Origin of the sequence: Streptomyces sp. NBC_00273 (assembly GCF_036178145.1) — a bacterium.
Lineage (GTDB): Bacteria > Actinomycetota > Actinomycetes > Streptomycetales > Streptomycetaceae > Streptomyces.
In genome coordinates, this window is record NZ_CP108067.1 from 3,055,231 (window position 1) to 3,076,653 (window position 21,423).

Below are 21,423 nucleotides of genomic sequence, written 5' to 3' on the forward strand. Positions count from 1 at the left end.
ACAACGGTGCCATTCGTTATCTACCTGAAGACAAGACGGCTGGAGCTCGCACTCCACTTCCATGATCTGACAAAAGTGTCGAATCGCCCATCTCGCTGAGGACGAGCGCCAGTGCGCCCAGCACCTCGGCCCGCCCGCCCAGGTTCCCCGTCAGCACCGACAACTGCCGGGCCGCACTGGGGATCGCGTACCTTCCCACCGATTCGCGGATGGGGGCGAGGACGAGTTCACCGGCCTCGGCCAGCGAGCCGCCCAGCACCACCCGGCTGGGGTTCAGCAGGTTGCACAGACTGGCCACCCCGCTGCCGATGTGCCGGCCCACGTCCGTGATCACGCGGCGGCAGCCCGGGTCTCCCTCGCGGGCCAGTTCGACCACCCGCTCCATCGTCAACTCGGGGCCGTGCGTGCCCTGGAGCAGCGGCAGTACGTACCGGGCGGCCGCGAAGGTCTCCAGGCAGCCGCGGTTGCCGCAGCGGCAGACCGGGCCCGATTCGTCCAGGGTGATGTGCCCGATCTCGCCCGCCGTGCCACCGGGTCCGCGGTAGATCTGGCCGTTGATCACGAGGCCCGCACCCACGCCACTGGCCACCTTGATGTAGGCCAGGTCCTTCACTCCCCGCCCGCTCCCCCAAACGAGTTCGCCGAGGGCGCCGAGGTTCGCGTCGTTGTCCACGTACACGGGCACCCCGAGGCGCTGCGAGAGCTCTTGGCGGGGGTTAATGCCCGCCCAGCCCGGCAGGATCGCGGTCGAGCCCAGGGTCCCGGACTCCACGTCGATCGGGCCGGGCACGCCGAGCCCGACGCCGATGACCTTCTCCAGCCCCACGCCGATGTCCGCGATCAGCCGTCCGACCAGGGCTTCCGCCCGGTCGAAGCCGTCCGCCCAGGACGCGTCGACGTCCAGCGGCTCGGTCTCCTCGGCCAGCACCTGGTGGGCCAGGTTCCCCACCGCCACCCGCAGGTGGGTGTGTCCGAAGTCGACACCGATGACGATCCCCGCGTCGCCGCTGAGCGAGACGCTGCGCGCCCGGCGGCCGCCGGCCGAGGTGTCGGTGACCTCGACGGTCCCGCCGTCCTTCAGTTCCCGGACGATGTTGGAGACCGTGGCCGCCGACAGTCCGGTGGCGCGGGCGATCTCCGCCTGGGTCAGCGATCCCGCGAGCCGCACCGCTCGCACGACCCGTTCGAGATTCGCGCGATGCAGTGACGACTGCGATCCGGGAGTCTGCACGACTCATCCACTCCTGCCCATTAGCGACGGCCAGCCGTCGCCCCCCGGCCGGGGCACGTCACGGCTTCACGCTCCGAGACCCGGCATCTCTCCAACTTGTGAACCTTAAGTCGAGCCTTTGCACATCCAGACGTCAAGAGGCTGATGCGGCATGAAACGGCCACTACTGACCTAAAAGGGGAGAGAAGCGGCCCCTTGGATCGTGTTACGGTCACTGGGACGCCGATCATCTGTGGCCTTTCCGGCCGGATCGGGCGTTTCGTAATGACCGCGCGACGCAAGGAGGTGTTCGGGATGAGTCCCGATCGAAGTCCTTGCAGCGCTCTCGTCGGCTGACCTTGTGACCGGCTGACCTTTCCCTGCGTACGCACGGCAGCGGCGGACCGCTGTCCCCGTGCACGCTCGCGTTGCTGCGCGTTCTTTTCTTCCACACTCCCTTCCTTCCGCATGCCCTGCCAACTCCGCCGGGCACGCGTCATCCATGCCCGTCGGCGTGCCCGCGGCCCATCGGGGTCCCCGCACGCCACCCCATGATCACTCCACGTGACCGCTCGGCTCCGCGCTGCTCGGACACCGTGGAGGGAGGTACTCGTCATGACCATGCTCACCCCCCGTACCCCGACCACGCTCGCACCGCCGGGCCCCTCCCGCCGCGAGCGCAAGGCCGCCGAGCTCCAGACCCGTACCCGGCTCGTCGGCGAGCGTCTGGCCGCGATCAGCGCCCGCTCGGGGGTCCAGGTCCTCCAGGAGGTGGACACCTCCCCGGCCGGCCTCACCCGCGCAGAGGCCGCGCTGCGCCTGGAGCGGCACGGCTCCAACACCGTCGCCCACGAGCGCACCCCCCGCTGGTACCTCCAGCTGGCGAAGGCCTACTGGAACCCCTTCATCGCCGTCCTGGTCTTCCTTGCGGCGGTCATGTACTGGCAGGACCCCGCGGACCCGGGCGTCGTCATCCTCTCCGTGATGGTGGGGATCAGCGGTCTGCTGCGCTTCTGGCAGGAGTTCCGCTCGGGCCGCGCCGCAGACGCGCTGAAGAAGCTCGTCACCACCACGTGCGCGGTGCAGCGCCGGGCCGACAGCGGCTCCGCGCCCACCACGTTCGAGGTGCCCATGGACCAGGTGGTCCCGGGCGACGTGGTCAAGCTGGCGGCCGGCGACCTGATCCCGGCCGACCTGCGCATCGTCACGGCCAAGGACCTCAATGTCAGCCAGGCCGCACTGTCCGGCGAGTCCCTGCCGGTGGCCAAGGCCGACACCCGTGCGCAGGACCTCGGCCAGCAGGAGACCACCGACCCGGTGGAGGCCGACAACCTGGTCCTGATGGGCACCTCGGTCACCTCCGGCACCGCCACCGGCGTCGTGGTCGCCACCGGCGCCGACACCTACTTCGGTTCGATGGCCGGCTCGCTCGTCGGCGAGCGCCCGCAGACCAACTTCGACACCGGCGTGCGCAGGGTCAGCTTCCTGCTGATCCGCTTCATGCTGGTGATGGTCCCCGTCGTCTTCATGATCAACGGTTTCACCAAGGGCGACTGGAACGAGGCATTCCTCTTCGGCGTCGCCGTCGCCGTCGGGCTGACCCCCGAAATGCTGCCGATGGTCGTCTCCGCCAACCTGGCGCGCGGCGCGGTGGCCATGTCCAAGCGGAAGGTGGTCGTCAAGCGGCTGGGCGCGATCCAGAACCTGGGCGCGATGGACGCGCTCTGCACGGACAAGACCGGCACCCTCACCGAGGACCGGATCGTCCTGGACCGCCACCTGGACGTGCACGGCAACGAGGACGGCGAGGTGCTGGAGTACGGCTACCTCAACTCGCGCTTCCAGACCGGCCTGAAGAACCTGATGGACCAGGCGGTCATCGACCGCGTGGACGAGGCCGAGGATGTTGTCGTCGACGCACGGTTCTCGATGGTCGACGAGATCCCCTTCGACTTCGCCCGGCGCCGGATGTCCGTGGTCCTCGACCGCAACCGGCTGGTCGGCGACGTCGGACAGCGCGAACACATCATGATCACCAAAGGTGCCGTGGAGGAGGTCCTGGGCCTCTGCACGCACCTGACGGACCGCGGCGAGAGGGTGGAGCTGACCGAGCAGCTGCGGTGGCACGTCACCCGGATCGCCGAGGACAACAACCGGCAGGGCCTGCGCGTCCTGGCCGTCGCCACCCGCACGATCGACACCCCGCGCGAAACGTACGCGGTCGCCGACGAGGACGGGCTGACGCTGGTCGGCTTCCTCGCCTTCCTCGACCCGCCGAAGGCCGACGCCGCCCGGGCCCTGACGGGCCTGGCCGACAAGGGCATCGCGGTCAAGGTCGTCACCGGCGACAACGACCTCGTCGCCGCCCGGGTCTGCGCCGACGTCGGCATCGACGTCGGGCAGGTGGTGCTCGGCCCCGAGACCGACGTCCTCGACGACGCGGAGCTGCGTGCGCTGGCCGCCCGTACGACGGTCTTCGCCAAGGTCAACCCGGTCCAGAAGGCCCGGATCGTCCGGGCCCTGCAGGCCGACGGACACACCGTCGGGTTCCTCGGCGACGGCATCAACGACGCGGCCGCGCTGCGCGACGCCGATGTCGGCATCTCGGTGGACACCGCCGTGGACATCGCCAAGGAGTCGGCCGACATCATCCTGCTGGAGAAGGACCTGACCGTCCTGGAGCAGGGCGTCGTCCAGGGCCGGACCACCTTCGGCAACACGATCAAGTACATCAAGATGACCGCGTCGTCGAACTTCGGCAACGTCTTCTCGGTCCTGGTGGCGAGCGCCTTCATCCCCTTCCAGCCGATGCTCGCGATCATGCTGCTGGTCCAGAACCTGGTCTACGACATCTCGCAGCTGGCGACCCCCTGGGACCGGATGGACGAGGAGTACCTCCGCGAGCCCCGCAACTGGGACGCCAAGGGCATCGGCCGCTTCATGGTCACCATCGGCCCGATCAGCTCGATCTTCGACATCTCGATGTTCCTGATCATGTGGCACGTCTTCGCGGCGAACAGCGAGGCGAGCCAGTCCCTCTTCCAGTCCGGCTGGTTCATCGAGGGCCTGCTCTCGCAGACCCTGATCGTCCACATGATCCGCACCCGGAAGATCCCCTTCATCCAGTCCCGCGCCTCCTGGCCGGTGATGCTGATGACCGTCCTCGCCGTGCTGACCGGGCTCTGGCTGCCCTTCTCGCCGCTGGCTCCCTCGCTGGGCTTCGTGGCCCTGCCGGCGAGCTACTTCCCGTGGCTGATCGGCGTACTCCTCGCGTACTGCACGCTCACCCAGCTCGTGAAGACCTGGTACGTCCGTCGGTTCAACACCTGGCTGTAGGAGCCACGGCGCAGGAGGGAGAGGCCGGTGCTGCTCACCGAATGGCAGATGGCCGCACACCCGGCCGCCGCGCTCGGACTCGGAGCGGTCATCGGCCTGGAGCGGCAGTGGCGGGCCCGCCTCGCGGGGCTGCGTACGAAGCGCCCTGGTGGCGAGCGGGGCCGCGCTGTTCGTGCTGCTCTCGCAGTACGGCTTCCTCAGCGCGGCCTCGGAGGGGGAGTACGACGGCTGATCATGCGGGACGGCCTGAGCGTGCGGGGCCTGAACGCGGCCGCCACCCCGTGGTGTTCGGCGGGCGTCGGCTGCCTGGCGGGCGTCGGCCTGTTCGTCCTCGCCGTCTGCGGCACGGCGGGCGTGGTGGGCGCCAACGTCCTGCCGCGCCCGTTGGGCCGCCGCGTGGACCGCGAACCGCGCGGGTGGGCCGAGGTGGCCACCGACTACCACTTCGAGGCGGTGTGCCGGCCCGGCTACCCGCTGCGCTCGATCCGTCGGTGTCGGCTGTCAGCTGGTCGGTCGTGCCCGCATGACGGGGCACGAAGAATGAATTGAACACGTTCAGCCCGGCTGGCACTATGGATCCAGGACGTCGCCGGCCGGGCGGACCCGTGGGTCCGCCGTGCCACGAGGGGGATTGATCGTGCATCAGAAACGGTCGTACGCAGTCGTGCTGGTGGTCTCGACGCTGGTGGGAATCCTGGAGGTCGCGCTCACCGTCGTGGTGGTCCTGCTGTACGTGCAGACGCAGCCGCCGCCGGACAAGGACCCGAACTACGTCGAGATCGGGGCGGCCCTGGTCGGCACCGTGCCCCTCATCGGCTTCATCTCGTTCCTGCTGTCGCTGGTCTTCGTCCTGCCTGCGGTCGCGCTGGCCGACCTCCTCGGCCGATGGCTCGGCAGGCACGCGGCCTGGTGGTCGGCTCCGCTGATCGTGGCGGCCCTGCTGGCGCCCCCCGTCTTCGGCTTCGCGGCGTACAACGACACGCAGACGCGGGCCACGCTGCTCTTCTGGGTCTCGGCCACGACCTCGCTCTCGGCGGGCGCACTGATCGCCCTGCCCCGGGGCGACCGGCTGCTGGGGCGGGTGGCGCGCTGGGGCACGGGGGTGGTGGTGGGGACGGGGATGTTCGGCGCGCTCGGGCTGACCGTCGGCCTGTTGCCCGCGTACGAGCCGCCGGCGATCGGACCGCAGACCATGGTCGGCCTCTGGAACGACCGCATGGGCCACGACCTGGTCTTCACCTCGGACGGCCGGGTCACCGCCACCGGCGTCGGCAGGCGCTTTGCCTTCGACTACCCCTACGACCCGTACCCGGGCTGCTGGGGCTCCGGGACCTGGGTCTACGAGGGCGGCCGGGACGTCCGGACGCAGAAGGTCCGCATCGACATCCCCGGGTGCACCTTGCCCGTGTGGGACGTCGGCGGCACCGCCGAGAAGCCCCGGATCGTCCGGCACATCGGCGACCCGGGTTCCGGATATCTCTACAGGCTGGACAAGTCCCCCGACGGCTCCTGGCCCCGGGGCTCTACTTCAGGGTCGCCGAGGTGAGGCCCGCCTGGATCTGGCGCTGGAAGGAGAGGTAGACCACCAGCATCGGGACCATCGCGATGGTGGCACCGGCGAACAGCACCGGCAGGTCCGTCTCGTAGCCCATCTGGTACTGGAGCTGGATGAGCCCCTGGGTGAGCATGTACCGCTCCGGGTCGGCGCTCGTCTGCGGCTGCATCAGCACGGCGGGCAGGATGTACTGGTTCCACTGGCCCAGGACGTTGAAGATCCCGACGCTGATCAGGCCGGGCTTGGCCATCGGCAGCATCACCTGGAAGAAGATCCGGGTGTCGGAGGCCCCGTCGATGACCGCCGCCTCGTGGATCGCGTTGGGCAGCGTCCGGAAGAAGGAGTGCATGAAGAAGACCGTGAAGGGCATCGAGTAGGCGACGTACACCAGGACCAGGCCCTGGTAGGTGTTGAGCATGTCGAAGCGCTTGACCATGAAGAAGAGCGGTACGAGCGCCAGGAACACGGGGAACATCGCCCCGCTGACGAAGAAGTAGTAGATGAGCCGGTTGCCCGTGAAGGGGTAGCGGGCCAGTACGTACGCGGCCATGGAGCCGAACAGCATCGTCAGCGGGACCGAGAACACCAGCACGATGAGGGTGTGGGCGAAGTAGCCTCCGATGCCCTTGGTCCAGGCCCGCCCGAAGGCGTCGAAGTGCCAGTTGGAGGGCCAGCTCAGGGCCGAGCCGCCGATCTGCGCGTCGGTCTTGAAGGCGCCGAGCGCGAGCCAGATCAGCGGCAGGACGATCATTATCGCCCAGACGACGAGGAAGCCGTGCGAGAAGACGTTGAGGGTCGTGCCCTCGGAGCGGCGCCCCTCCCGCTTCCCCGCCCGTCCGGCGCCGCCGGACCGCTCCGGGGCCTGCTCGCCCGGAACCTTGATCGCTGTGGACTGTGTGGTCATCGTGGAACTCCGCTCAGAACTCGATGCGCTCGCGGCGGGTGGCGCGCAGCGTGATGACGGAGAGGATCATGGTCAGGGCGAGCATGACCACGCCCATGGCGCAGGCGTATCCGCTCTTGCCGAAGTAGAGGAAGTTGCGCATCAGCACCGTCGACATGACCTCGCTGTGGTGGTCGGGGCCGCCGCCGAACTGGCCCGAGGTCATGGTCGACACCAGCACGAACATGTCCATCGCGGCGATGCCCAGATAGACCGCGGAGGTCTGCACGGAGTCCCACAGCAGGGGCAGCGTGACCTTGAAGAAGGTCTGGGCGCGGCCGGCGCCGTCGAGCAGCGCGGCCTCGTAGATGTCCTTGGGGATGGACTGCATGGCCGCGGAGAAGAGGACGAGGTAGAAGCCGACGCCGTGCCAGACGACGACGAGGAGCAGGCACCACAGGACGAGGTTCGGCTCGTTGAGCCATTCGACCGGGTGGTTCGCGTCGATCAGGCCGAGCTTGGTCAGGAAGCCGTTGAGCAGGCCGCCTTCGTCGCTGCGGTAGATCGCGCCGAAGAGCACGGAGAGGATGGCGAGGGAGAGGACCTGCGGGAAGAAGTAGACGACCTTGTAGAAGCGCGATCCGCCGACTCCCTGCACTCCGCCGGCTCCGCCGCGCCCGCCCGCGTTCACCATGAAGGCGAAGAAGAGGGCGAGGAGGATGGTGACGAGCGGGACGAACACCAGGAGCAGCAGGTTGTGCCAGAGCGCGCCGCGGAAGACCTCGTCCTTCAGCAGGGCCGCGTAGTTGTCCGTGCCGACGAAGTCGAACGTCGGTGACTGCCCGGTCCAGTTGGTGAAGGAGTAGCCGAACGTCTGCACGTACGGCCAGATGACGAAGGTCAGGTACAGCGCGAGGGGCGCGAAGAGGAAGCCGGCGATGAAGCCGTACTTCCCTCTCCCTTGGGCTACGTGGCTCATGGTGTCCGTCCCCGCAGTGGTCAGCTGCGCTTGTTGTTCTTGGCGTTCGGGTCCTGCGCCGCCTTGTTCACCGCGGCCTGGGCCCGCTTGATCCACTCCTTGGGCTGGATCCGCTGCGCCATGAGCTCATTGGACGCGTTCTGGATCTCGGTGTCCATCTCGCTGTACCAGTCGGGGTAGCGGTAGCTGAAGGTGTTGCCGCCCGCGGCCTTGAGCGCCTCGACCGCCGACTGGGTGCCGGGCCGCAGCTTGACGCCCGGGTCCACGCCGTCCTTGACCACCGTGAGCGAGTTGGCCTGCTGGGCGAAGATCGTCGACCATTCCCGGGACAGCATCGAACGCAGGAACTCCAGGGCCGCGGCCTTGTTGGCGGCCTTCTCGGGGACGATGAACGGCTCGTCGACGCCGGCTCGGATGGCCTCCAGGGGCATCTTGCTGTCGGCGAGCAGGGGCATCGGCAGGAACTTCATGTCGAAGTCCTCCGGGGTCTGCTTGAGCTGCTCGTTCTCCAGCCAGGAGCCGGAGGGGATGAAGGCGGCCTTGTACTGGTTCCAGGCGGTCTGGGACTCCGTGTGGGTGAGGCCGTTGGTGCCCGGCATCAGGAGGCCCTTCTCGACCACCTCGTAGACCGCCTCGACCGCGGCGAGGGCGGCCGCGCTGCCCTCGAAGGCGTTCGGCTCCAGGTTGTCGATCGCCTTCACCGCGTCCAGACCGCCCTTCTTGGCGATCAGGTCCATGATGACGACGTTGATGTAGTACGGGAACTTGCCCTGGTGGGCGAGGCCGCCGATGCCGGCTTCCTTGGCCTTGGTGCAGACGGCCAGGAACTCGTCCCAGGTCTTCGGCGGCGCCCAGCCCTTCTCCTTGAAGAGCTTGCCGGAGTACCAGAAGCCGAACACGGCGTAGACGTACTTCAGCACGACGAACTTGCCACCCTGCAGGCCCTGTTCGTAGGCACCGTCGACCAGGGTGTCGCGCACCTTCTTGCTCGGGTCGTCGAGCGAAGGTGCGTCGAGCACGGCGGTGAGGTCGGCGAGCTGGTCGCCCTTGGCGAGCACGTCCAGCTTGATCTGCTGGGCGCCGGAGTCGTCGATGACGTCCGGCGGGTTCCCGGCGTTGAAGCGGGGCTGCAGCTTGGCGGTGATCTCCTGGGTGCCCAGGTGGGAGCTGGTGGTGCCCCACTTCTTGTCGAAGGCGGCCTCCCAGGCCTTCGCGTAGTCGTCGCCGAACCCGCCCTTGAAGACGACGACGTCCAGCTTGCCGCCCTTCGCGACGCCGAAGGGGTTCTCCTTGGTCACCGGCGCCTTGGCCGGGCCCTTCGTGGAGTTCTCCGCACCGCCGGAGGCGCAGGCGGACAGGAAGCTCATCGTCGGTACCGTGATCAGACCGAGTGCTGCGGAGCGCTTGATCAGGTCGCGGCGTCCGAGGCCCTCACCAATGGATCCCATGCTCATGTCCTCGCCTTCGTCAGAAGTGTGAAGGAGGCCGGAGATTCACGGTGGTGGCCGTGCATGCGGACATCACCACAGGGCCCCGCCCGTCCCCCGGCCCGGAGCCACTCGTCTCGCGGTGATCCGGACGGGCACAGGTATAGTCCACTTGCGCTCGTGTGAGCAAGATCATGCACATTTATGGCCACCAGTTTTTCCGAGTTGAGACCTGTCCGTCACATGGACACGCCGCCGGAAGAACGGAAGGGCCGTACCCCCTGAACGGGGGTACGGCCCTTCGGCGCCTATGCCGTGGCTCAGCCGCGGATGAGGTTCCGCAGCACGTACTGCATGATGCCGCCGTTGCGGTAGTAGTCCGCCTCACCCGGCGTGTCGATGCGGACGACCGCGTCGAACTCCACACCGGTGTCGGTGGTCACCTTGACGGTGCGCGGGGTGGTGCCGTTGTTCAGCTCCTCCACACCGGTGAAGGCGAAGGTCTCCTCGCCGGTGAGGCCGAGGGAAGCCGCGGTGACGCCCTCCGGGAACTGCAGGGGCAGGACGCCCATGCCGATCAGGTTGGAGCGGTGGATGCGCTCGTAGGACTCGGCGATGACGGCCTTGACGCCGAGCAGCGCGGTGCCCTTGGCGGCCCAGTCGCGGGACGAGCCCGAGCCGTACTCCTTGCCCGCCAGGATGACCAGCGGGATGCCGGCGGCCTGGTAGTTCTGCGAGGCGTCGTAGATGAAGGCGACCGGCGCGCCGTCGACGGTGAAGTCGCGGGTGAAGCCGCCCTCGGTGCCCGGCGCGATCTGGTTGCGCAGGCGGATGTTGGCGAAGGTACCGCGGATCATGACCTCGTGGTTGCCGCGGCGGGAACCGTACGAGTTGAAGTCGCGGCGCTCGACGCCGTGCTCGGTGAGGTACTTGCCGGCCGGGGTGTCGGCCTTGATCGCACCGGCCGGGGAGATGTGGTCGGTGGTGACCGAGTCGCCCAGCTTCGCCAGCACGCGGGCGCCGGCGATGTCGGAGACCGGGGTGGTCTCCATGGTCATGCCCTCGAAGTAAGGGGGCTTGCGCACGTAGGTGGACTGCGGGTCCCACTCGAAGGTGTTGCCGGTGGGGATGGACAGGGCCTGCCACTGGGCGTCGCCCGCGAAGACGTCCTGGTAGGACTTGCTGAACATGTCCTCGCCGATGGCGTTCGCCACGACGTCGTTGACCTCGGCCTCGGACGGCCAGATGTCCTGGAGGAAGACCGGCTTGCCCTCGGTGTCGGTGCCGATGGCGTCCTTGGTGATGTCCACCTTCATGGAGCCCGCGATGGCGTACGCGACGACCAGCGGCGGGGAGGCCAGGTAGTTCATCTTGACGTCGGGGTTGATCCGGCCCTCGAAGTTGCGGTTGCCGGAGAGCACCGAGGTGACCGCGAGGTCGTGCTCGTTGATCGCCTTCGAGATCTCCTCGTCCAGCGGACCGGAGTTGCCGATGCAGGTGGTGCAGCCGTACCCGACGAGGTTGAAGCCCATCTTGTCGAGGTACGGGGTCAGGCCGGCCTTGTCGAAGTAGTCGGTGACGACCTTCGAGCCCGGGGCCAGGGTGGTCTTGACCCACGGCTTGCGGGACAGGCCCTTCTCGACCGCCTTCTTGGCCACGAGCGCCGCGGCGACCATGACGTAGGGGTTCGAGGTGTTGGTGCACGAGGTGATCGCGGCGACGGTGACGGCGCCGTGGTCGATCTCGAAGGAGGAGCCGTCGGCCAGGGTGACCAGGGTCGGGCGGCTCGGCACGCCGTTGGTGGCGGCCGGGGCGTCGGAGGCCGGGAAGGACTCCTTGCCCGCCTCGTCGTCGTCCTCGACGTAGTTGCGCACGTCCTGCGCGAACTGCTCGGCGGCGTTGGCGAGGACGATGCGGTCCTGCGGGCGCTTCGGGCCGGCGATGGAGGGGACGACCGTGGAGAGGTCGAGCTCCAGCTTCTCGGAGAAGTCCGGCTCGGCGGCCGGGTCCAGCCACAGGCCCTGCTCCTTGGCGTACGCCTCGACGAGCGCGACCTGCTGGGCGTCGCGGCCGGTCAGGCGCAGGTACTTCAGGGTCTCGTCGTCGATCGGGAAGATCGCGGCGGTGGAGCCGAACTCCGGCGACATGTTGCCGATGGTGGCGCGGTTCGCGAGGGAGGTGGCGGCGACGCCCTCACCGTAGAACTCGACGAACTTGCCGACGACACCGTGCTTGCGCAGCATCTCGGTGATGGTCAGCACGAGGTCGGTGGCGGTGGTGCCGGTGGGGAGCTCGCCGGTCAGCTTGAAGCCCACGACGCGCGGGATCAGCATGGAGACCGGCTGGCCGAGCATCGCGGCCTCGGCCTCGATGCCGCCGACGCCCCAGCCCAGCACGCCCAGGCCGTTGACCATGGTGGTGTGCGAGTCGGTGCCGACGAGGGTGTCGGGGTACGCCTGGCCGCCTCGGACCATGACCGTGCGCGCCAGGTGCTCGATGTTGACCTGGTGGACGATGCCGGTGCCCGGCGGGACGACCTTGAAGTCGTCGAAGGCGGTCTGGCCCCAGCGCAGGAACTGGTAGCGCTCCTTGTTGCGGCCGTACTCCAGCTCGACGTTCTGCGCGAAGGCGTCCTTCGTGCCGAACTTGTCGGCGATGACCGAGTGGTCGATGACCATCTCGGCGGGCGAGAGCGGGTTGATCTTCGCCGGGTCGCCGCCGAGCGCCTTCACGGCCTCACGCATGGTGGCGAGGTCCACCACGCAGGGGACGCCGGTGAAGTCCTGCATGATCACGCGGGCCGGCGTGAACTGGATCTCCTCGCTGGGCTGGGCCTGCGAGTCCCAGTTACCGAGCGACCGGATGTGGTCGGCGGTGATGTTCGCGCCGTCCTCGGTGCGAAGCAGGTTCTCCAGCAGGACCTTCAGGCTGTAGGGAAGGCGGGCGGAGCCCTCGACCTTGTCCAGCTTGAAGATCTCGTACGACTCGTCGCCCACCTGCAGCGTGCTGCGGGCGTCGAAGCTGTTCGCCGACACGACAGTCTCCTTCATGCATGAATTCGCGCGTATTACCGCAATCCTGCCGCCACGCCCCTTGGCCAATCCGCTAAGGTAGGGCTAAGTTAGGTAACCCTTACCAGCGGGGGCGGCTGCGGTACGCCTTCGGCAGATATCTCGATGTCGAGATAACTCTAGTACATGTCCGGGGGGAGGGACGAGGCGCGCACCCGCAGTCCCGCCGGGACCGTCAGCTGACCAGGCGATTCCGCATGCCCGGATTCGATCAGGTTGACCAGGACAGACACCGCCGAAGCGGCGATCCGCTCGGGATTGAGGGTGACGGTGGTCACGGCGGGTTCGGTCTCGGCGTACGCCGGATCCTCGCTGGCGCAGACGAGCAGCAGCCCGTCGTGCCCCGTATTGCCGGGCGCGCCGGGTATGCCGGTCGTGCCGGGTGCCCCGGGTGCCTTGGGTGTGCCGGGCGTACGCAGACCGTGGCGCGCGGCGGCGGCCAGCACCTGCCGGCCCCCCGGGTCGTACACGCAGTAGACGGCGTCGGGGCGGTCCGGCGCGGCGAAGGCGGAGTCGAAGGCGTGCCCCGCGGCGTCGTCCGGGTCGAAGGGGATCAGGAGGGGGGCCAGGCCGCGCTCCGCGCACCACTGTTCGTAGGTCGAGGTGACGGCCCCGGTGTAGAACTCCCGACCGTAGCCCGAGTGCAGTGCGATCCGCCGGGCCCCGGACGCCTCGAGGTGGTCCAGCACCTCCCGGGTGGTGGCGGTGTGGTCGTTGTCCACCCACACGTCCCCCGGCCAGGGGTCGGGCGGCCGCCCGTCGAAGACCACCGGCATCCCCCGTGCCCGCAGGGCCCGCAGCACCGGGTCGCCGGCCGGGCTGTCGAGGAGCAGCATCCCGTCCACGGCGAGGGTGTGCCACAGCGGCTCGGCGCCCCGGTCGGCGGGCAGGGTGGTCAGGGCGTACCCGTGCGCGTGCGCGGCCGAGGTCGCGGCGGTGAGCAGGCGGGAGAAGTAGGCGATCCCCACGAAGTCCCAGGCGTCCCCCGCGTACGTGGTCACCGCGACGCCGAGGGTACGGGTGCGCGGGCCGCGGCGGGCTCCGTAGCCGAGCGCGCCCGCCACCTCGCGGACCCGTCGCCGGGTGGACTCGCCGAGGCGGCCGGTGCCGTTGAGCGCGTGCGAGACGGTCGCGGTGGAGACCTCGGCGGCGCGCGCGATGTCGGCGAGGGTCGGTCCCGGCGTCGATCCCGGCGTCCGTCCCGGCGCGGGTGGGTGCTCTGGCACGCGGCCATCGTACGGATTTCGTCGCCGGAGGCGGCTTCTGGTTAAGCGGTTAATCAAACAGTGTCCTGGCCACACCAACATTTGGAGTGGGCATGACGTCTTCTTCGCACCTTTCCCGTCGGGGACTCCTCGCCGCCGCGGGGATCACCGGGGTCGCCGGGGCCGCGGGCCTGCTGGGGGCCGCTCCGGCCGCGGCCTCCCCGGCGCCCTCGGCCGCTTCCTCCACCGGGCGCGGTTCGGCGGCCCTGGTGGTCCACCACGCCTCGGTGTTCACGGGGACCGGCGGCCGGGCACCCGTCGAGGCCGTCGCGGTCGGCCGGGACGGCACGATCTGTGCCACCGGGACGAACGCGGCGCTGCGCCGGTACGTGGGCCGGGACACCGAGGTCGTCGACGCCCGGGGCAACACGGTCATGAGCGGCATCCACGACGGCCACGTCCACCCGCTCGGCGCGGGCGAGCGTTCGCTGTCCCCCTCGCTGGAGGGCGCGGAGACCACTTTGGCCGAGCTCCAGGAGATCCTGACCGGCTTCCTCGCCGACACGGGCGGCGCGGGCGCGGAGCCCGACGGCTGGCTGGTGGTCGAGGACTGGAACCCGGTCGGCCTGCTCCCCACGGGCACCAACCCCCACCACACGATGCTGGACGCGCTCCCGACCCGACGGCCGATCGCCCTCGTCGGCGGCGACGGGCACAACCTGTGGGCCAACCAGCGGGCCCTGGACATCGCCGGGATCACGGCGGCCACGCCCGACCCGGTCGGCGGCAAGGTGGTCAAGGGCGCGGACGGGCGGCCGACGGGCGTCCTGAAGGACGACGCCCAGGGCCTGGTGCGGCGGCACGTACCGGAGCCCACCCGGGCCGACCTGGTCGCGGCGTGCGCCAAGGTGCTGGAGCTGGCGGCCGCGTCCGGGGTCACGACGATGATGGACGCGCTGGTGGGACGGCACGAACTGGAGCTGTACCAGGCCCTGTCGGCGGCGGGGAAGCTGCCGCAGCGGATCGTCCCGGCCATCCGGCTGGAGGCGGAGCAGACCAAGGACCCGGCGGGGTCGCTGGCGTACGCGCGGGGTCTGCGGCGGGAGTTCGCCGGCGTACGGGGGCTGCGGTTCGGGATGGTCAAGGTGTTCCTGGACGGGGTCATCGAGTACCCGGCGCAGACCGCCGCGCTGCTGGAGCCCTACCTCGACGGGCAGGGCCGACCGACCGCCAACCGGGGCGAGCTGTACACCTCGGCGGCGGACTACGGCCGGCTCAGCGCCGCCTTCAACAAGGCGGGCTGGCAGATGCACGCGCACGGGCTCGGCGACCGTGCGGTGCGCACCGCGCTGGACGGGTACGCGTACGCCAAGCGGGTGACGGGCCTGCGGGACGCCCGCAACGCCGTGGCGCACCTGCAGCTCGTGGACCCGGCGGACCTGCGGCGTTTCGCGCAGCTGGGGGTCACGGCGTGCATGCAGCTCCAGTGGGCGGCGAAGGACACGTGGACGATGGAGGCGCTCCTGCCCTACATCGGACCCGAGCGGCACCGGTGGATGTACCCGGCGCGGAGCCTGGAGAAGGCGGGGGCGCGGCTGTCGGGCGGCTCCGACTGGCCGGTGGACGCCCTCCAGGTGTGGAACCAGCTGCGGACGGCGATCGACCGCCAGGGCGCCTTCGGGGCGGGCCCGCTGTACCGCGAACTGGAGGGGCTCGGACGGGACGCGGTCCTGCGGATGCACACGTCGGGGACGGCGTGGCAGCTGCGCCAGGAGGAGCTGACGGGCACGGTGGAGCCGGGCCGGGCGGCGGACCTGGTGGTGCTGGACCGGGACGTGACGCGCTGCCCGGTGGCCGACATCAGCGGGACGGGGGTACGGATGACCCTGGTCGGCGGCCGCGTGGTGCACGACGCGGATTCGACGTCGGGCAGGGCGGCCTCGGCGCGGGTGGCGGGCGCCGCCTCGGGCCCGCGCCCGGCCTCGTACGCGACGGTGCACGCCGGGGGGCGCCACCACGCCTGCAAGCACTGAGCGGGGCGCTGGTGGGAGGCTGGTGGAACGCGGCGGGGCGCCGTTGGGGCGCCGCCGCCGGGCTCGGCCGCGGGCTCCGGTGGGGCGCCGCCGGGTTCAGCCCGCCGCGAGGCCGTGGCGGGCGGCCCAGGAGTTGACGGCGGCGGCGATCTCCTCGGGCCGGTCCTCGGGGCAGAGGTGGGCGGCCGGGCCGCAGTACTCGGTCTCGAGCGCGCAGACGTTCTCCTCGCACCAGGCGACCGTCTCGGGGCCGATCATCAGGGCCGGTGAGCCGTCGAAGGTGAGCAGCAGCTTGGGCACGTCCGGGCTGTCGGCCAGCCAGGCGTCGTACTTCTCGACGACGGCGTGCACATCGGCCGGATCGCCGTCGATCGGCAGCGAGCGGGCCCACCGCAGCATGGGCAGCCGGCTCTCGCGGGTCGGGTAGGGGGCGGCGTAGGCGGCGCGGTCCGCCGCGCCCATCGGGTTCAGCACCGTCTGCCGGATGCTGTCCTCGATGAAGACGTTCTCGTCCAGGACCATCTGCTCCCCCACGCCCGGGGTGCGGATCGCCTCGAACCGGGCCCGCGCGGCGGGCGGGTACTGCGCCCAGCTCAGCGGCCGCACGATCGTCTCCATGAAGGCGATGCCGCGGACCCGTTCGGGGTGGCGGGCGGCCCGGTCGAAGGCGAGCGCCCCGCCCCAGTCCTGACCGACCAACACCACCTCGTCGAGCCCCAGGGCGTCGAACCACGCGTCCAGGTAGCGGGCGTGGTCCTCGAAGCGGTACTCCCCGCCCGGCTTTCCGGACCGGCCCATCCCGATGAGGTCCGGGGCCAGGACCCGGACCCCGCCCTCGATCCGGGGCAGGACGCCCCGCCAGAGGTGGGAGGAGGTCGGATTGCCGTGCAGGAACACGAAGGGGACGCCGCCGGGGCGGGCGCGGGCGGCACCGAGGTCCTCGTAGTACATCGTCGAGTCGAGTACGTCGATCGTGGGCATGGGAGGCCCCTTCCGCAATCGTTGGCTTGACTAACGTTGGTGACACTAACGAAGTTATATCGTTAGTGCCACTAACGCAATGGGTACCATCGCCCCATGGCCACGGAAGAGAACGGACCCCTCGCCCCCGCGCGGCTGCGCGAACTGCCCAGCCGACTACTGGGGCAGGCGTCCACCCATGCGCAGCGCCTCGCGACCGAGGGGCTGAGCGGGGCAGATGCCCACAAATGGCACTACGCGGCCCTGGTCGCCCTGGAGGAGTCCGGCCCGGCGAGCCAAGCCACCCTCAGCGCCCGCACCGGCATCCACCGCAGCGACCTGGTCGCCGTCATCAACGAACTCGCCGCGCGCGAACTGGTGGAGCGGGCCCCCGACCCCGAGGACCGCAGGCGCAACGTCATCACCCTCACGCCGCACGGCCGGCGACACCTGCGCACGCTGGAACAGATCCTCGCCGCAGCCCAGGAGGAACTACTGGCCCCGCTGTCCGCCGGGGAGCGCGAGCAGCTCACCCGCCTGCTGGGCCGCATCGTCGACCATCACGCGTACGGGGAAGCCGTCATGGGATCTGATGGCCGGTAACTTCCACTCAATTCACCCATTTGCCGCACCCAGCGCAAGGGTCATCTCATATCTGAGATAGCGTGCCCCCATGGCAGACGACTACCTCGTACGCATCGGCAAGCTCATCCGTGACGCCCGGCAGCACCGGGGCTGGACACAGAGTCAGCTCGCTGACGCCCTCGGCACCAGCCAGAGCGCAGTGAACCGGATCGAGCGCGGCAACCAGAACATCAGCCTTGAGATGATCGCCCGAATCGGCGAAGCGCTCGACAGCGAGATCGTCTCCCTGGGCTACGCCGGCCCGATGCACCTGCGCGTGGTGGGCGGCCGCCGACTGTCCGGCGCCATCGACGTCAAGACGAGCAAGAACGCGTGCGTCGCCCTGCTCTGCGCCTCGCTGCTCAACAAGGGCCGTACGGTGCTGCGGCGAGTGGCCCGCATCGAGGAGGTCTACCGCCTGCTGGAGGTCCTGAACTCCATCGGCGTGCGCACCCGCTGGATCAACGACGGCGTGGACCTGGAGCTGATCCCGCCGGCCCGCCTCGACATGGAGGCCATGGACGCGGACGCGGCCCGCCGGACCCGGTCCATCATCATGTTCCTGGGCCCGCTGCTGCACCGGATGGAGACCTTCCGGCTCCCCTACGCGGGCGGCTGCGACCTCGGCACCCGCACCATCGAGCCGCACATGATCGCCCTGCGCCGCTTCGGCCTGGACATCACGGCGACCGAGGGCATCTACCACGCGAAGGTCGTCCCCGGGATCTCCCCGGACCGCCCGATCGTGCTGACCGAGCGCGGGGACACCGTCACCGAGAACGCGCTGCTGGCCGCGGCCCGGCACGACGGCGTGACCGTCATCCGCAACGCCTCCTCCAACTACATGGTCCAGGACCTGTGCTTCTTCCTGGAGGCCCTGGGCGTCCGGGTCGACGGCGTCGGCACCACCACGCTCACCGTCCACGGCGTCCCGAGCATCGACGTGGACGTGGACTACTCCCCCTCCGAGGACCCGGTCGAGGCCATGAGCCTGCTCGCCGCCGCGGTCGTCACGGAGTCGGAACTCACCATCCGCCGGGTGCCGATCGAGTTCATGGAGATCGAGCTCGCGGTCCTGGAGGAGATGGGCCTGGACCACGACCGCTCGGCGGAGTACAACGCGGACAACGGCCGCACCCGCCTGGTCGACCTCACGGTCCGCCCCTCGAAGCTCGAAGCCCCGATCGACAAGATCCACCCCATGCCGTTCCCCGGGCTGAACATCGACAACGTCCCCTTCTTCGCGGCCATCGCCGCCGTGGCGCAGGGCCAGACGCTGATCCACGACTGGGTGTACGACAACCGGGCCATCTACCTGACGGACCTGAACCGCCTCGGCGGCCGCCTCCAGCTCCTCGACCCCCACCGCGTCCTGGTCGAGGGCCCCACGCGCTGGCGCGCGGCAGAAATGATGTGCCCGCCGGCCCTGCGCCCGGCGGTGGTCGTCCTCCTGGCGATGATGGCGGCCGAGGGCACCTCGGTGCTGCGCAACGTCTACGTGATCAACCGCGGCTACGAGGAACTGGCCGAGCGCCTCAACTCGGTGGGCGCCCAGATCGAGATCTTCCGCGACATCTAAGTACGCCGCAGGTCAGGACGGGTTCCCGTCCCCCAGGCCGTCGATGGGTCGTCGTCGGTGGCCGTCGTCGGTGCCTCCGTCCCTGCGGAGGCACCGACGGCGGCCTCGCGCGCTCGTGTCACGGACGCGGCCGCCGGTGCGGAGCCGGAACCCAGTTCGTGGGGTCGGACGCCGTCTGCTCGCCCGTCGCCAGATCCTTCACCTCGTGCGCCGCCCCGTCCTCGAAAGGCGGGAACCAGACGAACGGGATGCCCTTCCTGGACGCGTATCGGACCTGTTTGGCCACCTTGTCGGCCTGGTGGTAGAGCTCGACGTTCATCCCCCGCCCGCGCAGGCGCGCGGCCGTGGCCTCGGCTCCCTTCCTTCGATCGGCCCGCGGGACGACCACGAGGACGTCGGTGGGACACTTCGCGCCGGTCTCCAGGAGCCCCTCCGCCAGGAGCTTGGCGAAGATGCGCGTCAGTCCGATCGACATGCCCACACCCGGAAGGCTGCGCCGGATGAAGGATCCCGTCAGGTTCTCGTAGCGCCCGCCGGAGCAAATGCTGCCGTAGTTCGGCCAGTCGACGAACTTTCCTTCGTAGACCGTTCCCGTGTAGTAGTCGAGCCCGCGCGCGATCGAGAGGTCGGCGACGACGCTGCCGGCCGGCAGGTCGTCGAGGGAATCCAGTACGTAGCCCAGTTCGCCGAGGCCTTCGGTGAGCAACTCGGACGTCACGCCCAGGCCCTGGATGTCGTCCACGACGGCCGAGCCGGTGCCGCGCATCCGCGCGAGCGCGAGGCAGGAGTCGACGGTCCGTGCGGACAGGCCGACTTCGCCGGAGAGGATCTTCGCAACGCCCTCGGGACCGACCTTGTCCAGCTTGTCGACGGCACGGATCACGGCCAACGGATCACTGATGCCGAGCCCCTCGTAGAAGCCCTGAAGGACCTTCCGGTTGTTGATGTTGAGCGTCCAGGCGGGCAGGTTCAGGCCGGTCATGACCTCGTGGATCAAGCGCGGCAGCTCGGCATCGAAGTGCAGCGGCAGGTGTTCGACGTTGATCACGTCGATGTCACATTGAGTGAATTCACGGAATCGCCCGTCCTGAGCCCGCTCTCCGCGCCATACTCGCTGCATCTGATAGCGCTTGAACGGGAACACGAGCTCGTTGAAGTGCTGGGCCGTGTAGCGCGCGAACGGCACGGTCAGATCGAAGTGAAGGCCGATCCGGGCGTCGCTGGCGTCATCAACGTCTTCCTGCAACCTCCGCAGCGCATATACCTCGTTGGAGGCTTCGCCTTTGGCGGTGAGTACGGAAAGGGGCTCCACCGAGGGCGTCTCGATCGAGCAGAATCCATACCTCTCGAAACCCGACCGAATGAGATCGAGCCACTTCTGCTCCACCATGCGGACTTCAGGCAACCATTCGGGAAATCCGCTGACGGGAACGGGGCGGACCAGCGGGGACTCGGTCATCGACGGCACTCTCTTTCTTCGCTCCGAGGCGTTCGACATCCGAGTCGCGCCGGCGGGAACGCATCCGCGACCTCGCGCGAACGCCGGTGACCAGCGTCTTACAGAGACCCGTGCAGCATCAACCGACTTGAAGCGACGTGACGGGCGCTGATGCGTCGAAACCGCTCGCCTCCATCTCCCCCCTCGTCAATACTGGTATCGAATTCAACCTTCTGGGTATCTTGAACGCCGCTCAACGAGCACTTACGACCCAGGAGTTCCCGATGCCCATCCCGCCCCGCAAGTCGATGACGATGAAGAAGCGCTACAGAGGCGCCCTCACCGTCATGGCCGCCGTCCTGTCGCTCGCCGCCTGCGACCCGGCCACACCGGCCACCACGCCGAGCACCACCGCCGCCGTCACCGTCAGCGCGAGCCCCAGCCCCTCCGTGGCGGCGACCAGCCCGAGTCCGAGCGCCAGCGCGACCCCGAGCGCCGAGCCCACCACGGCGGCACCGACTCCTGCGGCCCCGGTCGCCGAGCCCACCACCCAGGCGCCGGAGCCCCCCAAGGCCGCCGCCCCCGCCCCGCCGGCTCCCACCCGTACCCGCACCCAGGCGCCCGCGCCGGAGCCCACCAAGGCGACCACCGACTGCTATCCCCGCTCCAACGCCGGCAACTGCTACAAGGCCGGTCAGATATGCCGGAAGGCCGACGTCGGCACGTCCGGGCGGGACGCGGGCGGGCGCACCATCCACTGCCGCAAGGACGACGGCGTGGGCCAGCGCTGGAACTACTGACCGCCCACTTCCGGTCGACCGCCGTGGGGCCCGCCGCCGGGCCCTCGGTAGGGCGTCTGCACGAGGCTGAGGAACCGGGCGGCTCCGGCGACATGCGGTCATCGGGCAGGCGGACCGCGCTCGCCCGGGGCGCGCTCCCCCGGGGCGCGCCCCGAAGTGTTGTCCCTGATGTGCTCCCCAACGCCGCCCTCGCGGACCCGCCACGCCGCTCGCCCTTGATGCCGGTCGTGCGTACGTCGACGTCACGGCCGTAGTGGTGGACCCACGGGGAGCGGTCACGCCTCGTGCCCGCGGCCCCGCGAGAAAGAAGGTGCCGAAGGCGC

Annotated in this window: 15 protein-coding genes; 7 read left to right on the plus strand and 8 right to left on the minus strand. The window is 69.6% G+C overall.

Features of this window, described 5'->3' with window-relative positions; translation table 11 throughout:
- Nucleotides 1–16: 16 nt before the first annotated feature.
- On the minus strand, nucleotides 17–1,231 hold the full coding sequence (locus OG386_RS12805; protein WP_266606055.1) for an ROK family transcriptional regulator: 1,215 nt from the start codon (nucleotides 1,229–1,231) through the stop codon (nucleotides 17–19).
- Between the two features lie 594 nt (nucleotides 1,232–1,825).
- Between OG386_RS12805 and mgtA the strand changes: the two genes are divergently transcribed.
- The 3 genes from mgtA to OG386_RS12820 all read left to right on the plus strand — a co-directional run bounded on the left by mgtA (nucleotide 1,826) and on the right by OG386_RS12820 (nucleotide 6,092).
- A complete protein-coding gene (mgtA, locus tag OG386_RS12810) occupies nucleotides 1,826–4,546 on the plus strand; it encodes a magnesium-translocating P-type ATPase (RefSeq protein ID WP_328788273.1) in 2,721 nt (906 codons plus the stop codon).
- Nucleotides 4,547–4,573: 27 nt separating this feature from the next.
- Entirely contained in the window at nucleotides 4,574–5,095 is a 522-nt protein-coding gene (locus OG386_RS12815) for an MgtC/SapB family protein (RefSeq protein ID WP_328788274.1), read from the plus strand.
- Between the two features lie 88 nt (nucleotides 5,096–5,183).
- Nucleotides 5,184–6,092, plus strand: a complete 909-nt coding sequence (locus OG386_RS12820; protein ID WP_328788275.1) for a hypothetical protein — start codon at nucleotides 5,184–5,186, stop codon at nucleotides 6,090–6,092.
- Here OG386_RS12820 and OG386_RS12825 read toward each other — a convergent pair.
- From OG386_RS12825 to OG386_RS12845, 5 genes are all read right to left on the minus strand, one after another.
- The gene (locus OG386_RS12825) at nucleotides 6,070–7,005 is read right to left on the minus strand and encodes a carbohydrate ABC transporter permease (RefSeq protein WP_328788276.1); all 936 of its coding nucleotides are present in this window, start codon (nucleotides 7,003–7,005) and stop codon (nucleotides 6,070–6,072) included. The two genes, OG386_RS12820 and OG386_RS12825, sit on opposite strands and share 23 nt — an antisense overlap.
- Nucleotides 7,006–7,018: 13 nt before the next feature.
- Nucleotides 7,019–7,963: a carbohydrate ABC transporter permease gene (locus tag OG386_RS12830; RefSeq protein ID WP_327382719.1), complete on the minus strand. Its 945-nt coding sequence runs from the start codon at nucleotides 7,961–7,963 to the stop codon at nucleotides 7,019–7,021.
- A 20-nt stretch (nucleotides 7,964–7,983) separates the two neighbouring features.
- Nucleotides 7,984–9,417, minus strand: a complete 1,434-nt coding sequence (ngcE, locus tag OG386_RS12835; protein WP_328788277.1) for an N-acetylglucosamine/diacetylchitobiose ABC transporter substrate-binding protein — start codon at nucleotides 9,415–9,417, stop codon at nucleotides 7,984–7,986.
- A gap of 293 nt (nucleotides 9,418–9,710) precedes the next feature.
- Complete coding sequence (acnA, locus tag OG386_RS12840) at nucleotides 9,711–12,440, minus strand: aconitate hydratase AcnA (RefSeq protein ID WP_328788278.1); 2,730 nt, start codon at nucleotides 12,438–12,440, stop codon at nucleotides 9,711–9,713.
- Nucleotides 12,441–12,580: 140 nt separating this feature from the next.
- Complete coding sequence (locus OG386_RS12845) at nucleotides 12,581–13,687, minus strand: LacI family DNA-binding transcriptional regulator (RefSeq protein WP_328788279.1); 1,107 nt, start codon at nucleotides 13,685–13,687, stop codon at nucleotides 12,581–12,583.
- Between the two features lie 92 nt (nucleotides 13,688–13,779).
- Between OG386_RS12845 and OG386_RS12850 the strand changes: the two genes are divergently transcribed.
- The gene (locus OG386_RS12850) at nucleotides 13,780–15,699 is read left to right on the plus strand and encodes an amidohydrolase (protein WP_328788280.1); all 1,920 of its coding nucleotides are present in this window, start codon (nucleotides 13,780–13,782) and stop codon (nucleotides 15,697–15,699) included.
- Between the two features lie 96 nt (nucleotides 15,700–15,795).
- Here the strand turns inward: OG386_RS12850 and OG386_RS12855 are convergent, their stop codons facing one another.
- Nucleotides 15,796–16,680, minus strand: coding sequence for a haloalkane dehalogenase (locus OG386_RS12855; protein ID WP_328788281.1), 885 nt, complete (start codon nucleotides 16,678–16,680; stop codon nucleotides 15,796–15,798).
- Between the two features lie 96 nt (nucleotides 16,681–16,776).
- On the opposite strand from OG386_RS12855, the gene OG386_RS12860 reads away from it, so the two are divergent.
- Nucleotides 16,777–17,262 (plus strand): MarR family winged helix-turn-helix transcriptional regulator, encoded by a 486-nt coding sequence (locus OG386_RS12860; protein WP_328788282.1) that lies wholly within the window; start codon nucleotides 16,777–16,779, stop codon nucleotides 17,260–17,262.
- 70 nt (nucleotides 17,263–17,332) lie between these two features.
- Nucleotides 17,333–18,862 carry a helix-turn-helix domain-containing protein gene (locus tag OG386_RS12865; protein ID WP_266606038.1) on the plus strand — a complete coding sequence of 510 codons (1,530 nt, stop codon included), beginning with the start codon at nucleotides 17,333–17,335 and terminating at the stop codon, nucleotides 18,860–18,862.
- Between the two features lie 118 nt (nucleotides 18,863–18,980).
- Here OG386_RS12865 and hisS read toward each other — a convergent pair whose 3' ends face one another.
- A complete protein-coding gene (gene hisS / locus OG386_RS12870; protein ID WP_328788283.1) occupies nucleotides 18,981–20,321 on the minus strand; it encodes a histidine--tRNA ligase in 1,341 nt (446 codons plus the stop codon).
- Between the two features lie 263 nt (nucleotides 20,322–20,584).
- Between hisS and OG386_RS12875 the strand changes: the two genes are divergently transcribed.
- The gene (locus tag OG386_RS12875; protein ID WP_328788284.1) at nucleotides 20,585–21,100 is read left to right on the plus strand and encodes a hypothetical protein; all 516 of its coding nucleotides are present in this window, start codon (nucleotides 20,585–20,587) and stop codon (nucleotides 21,098–21,100) included.
- Nucleotides 21,101–21,423: the final 323 nt, after the last annotated feature.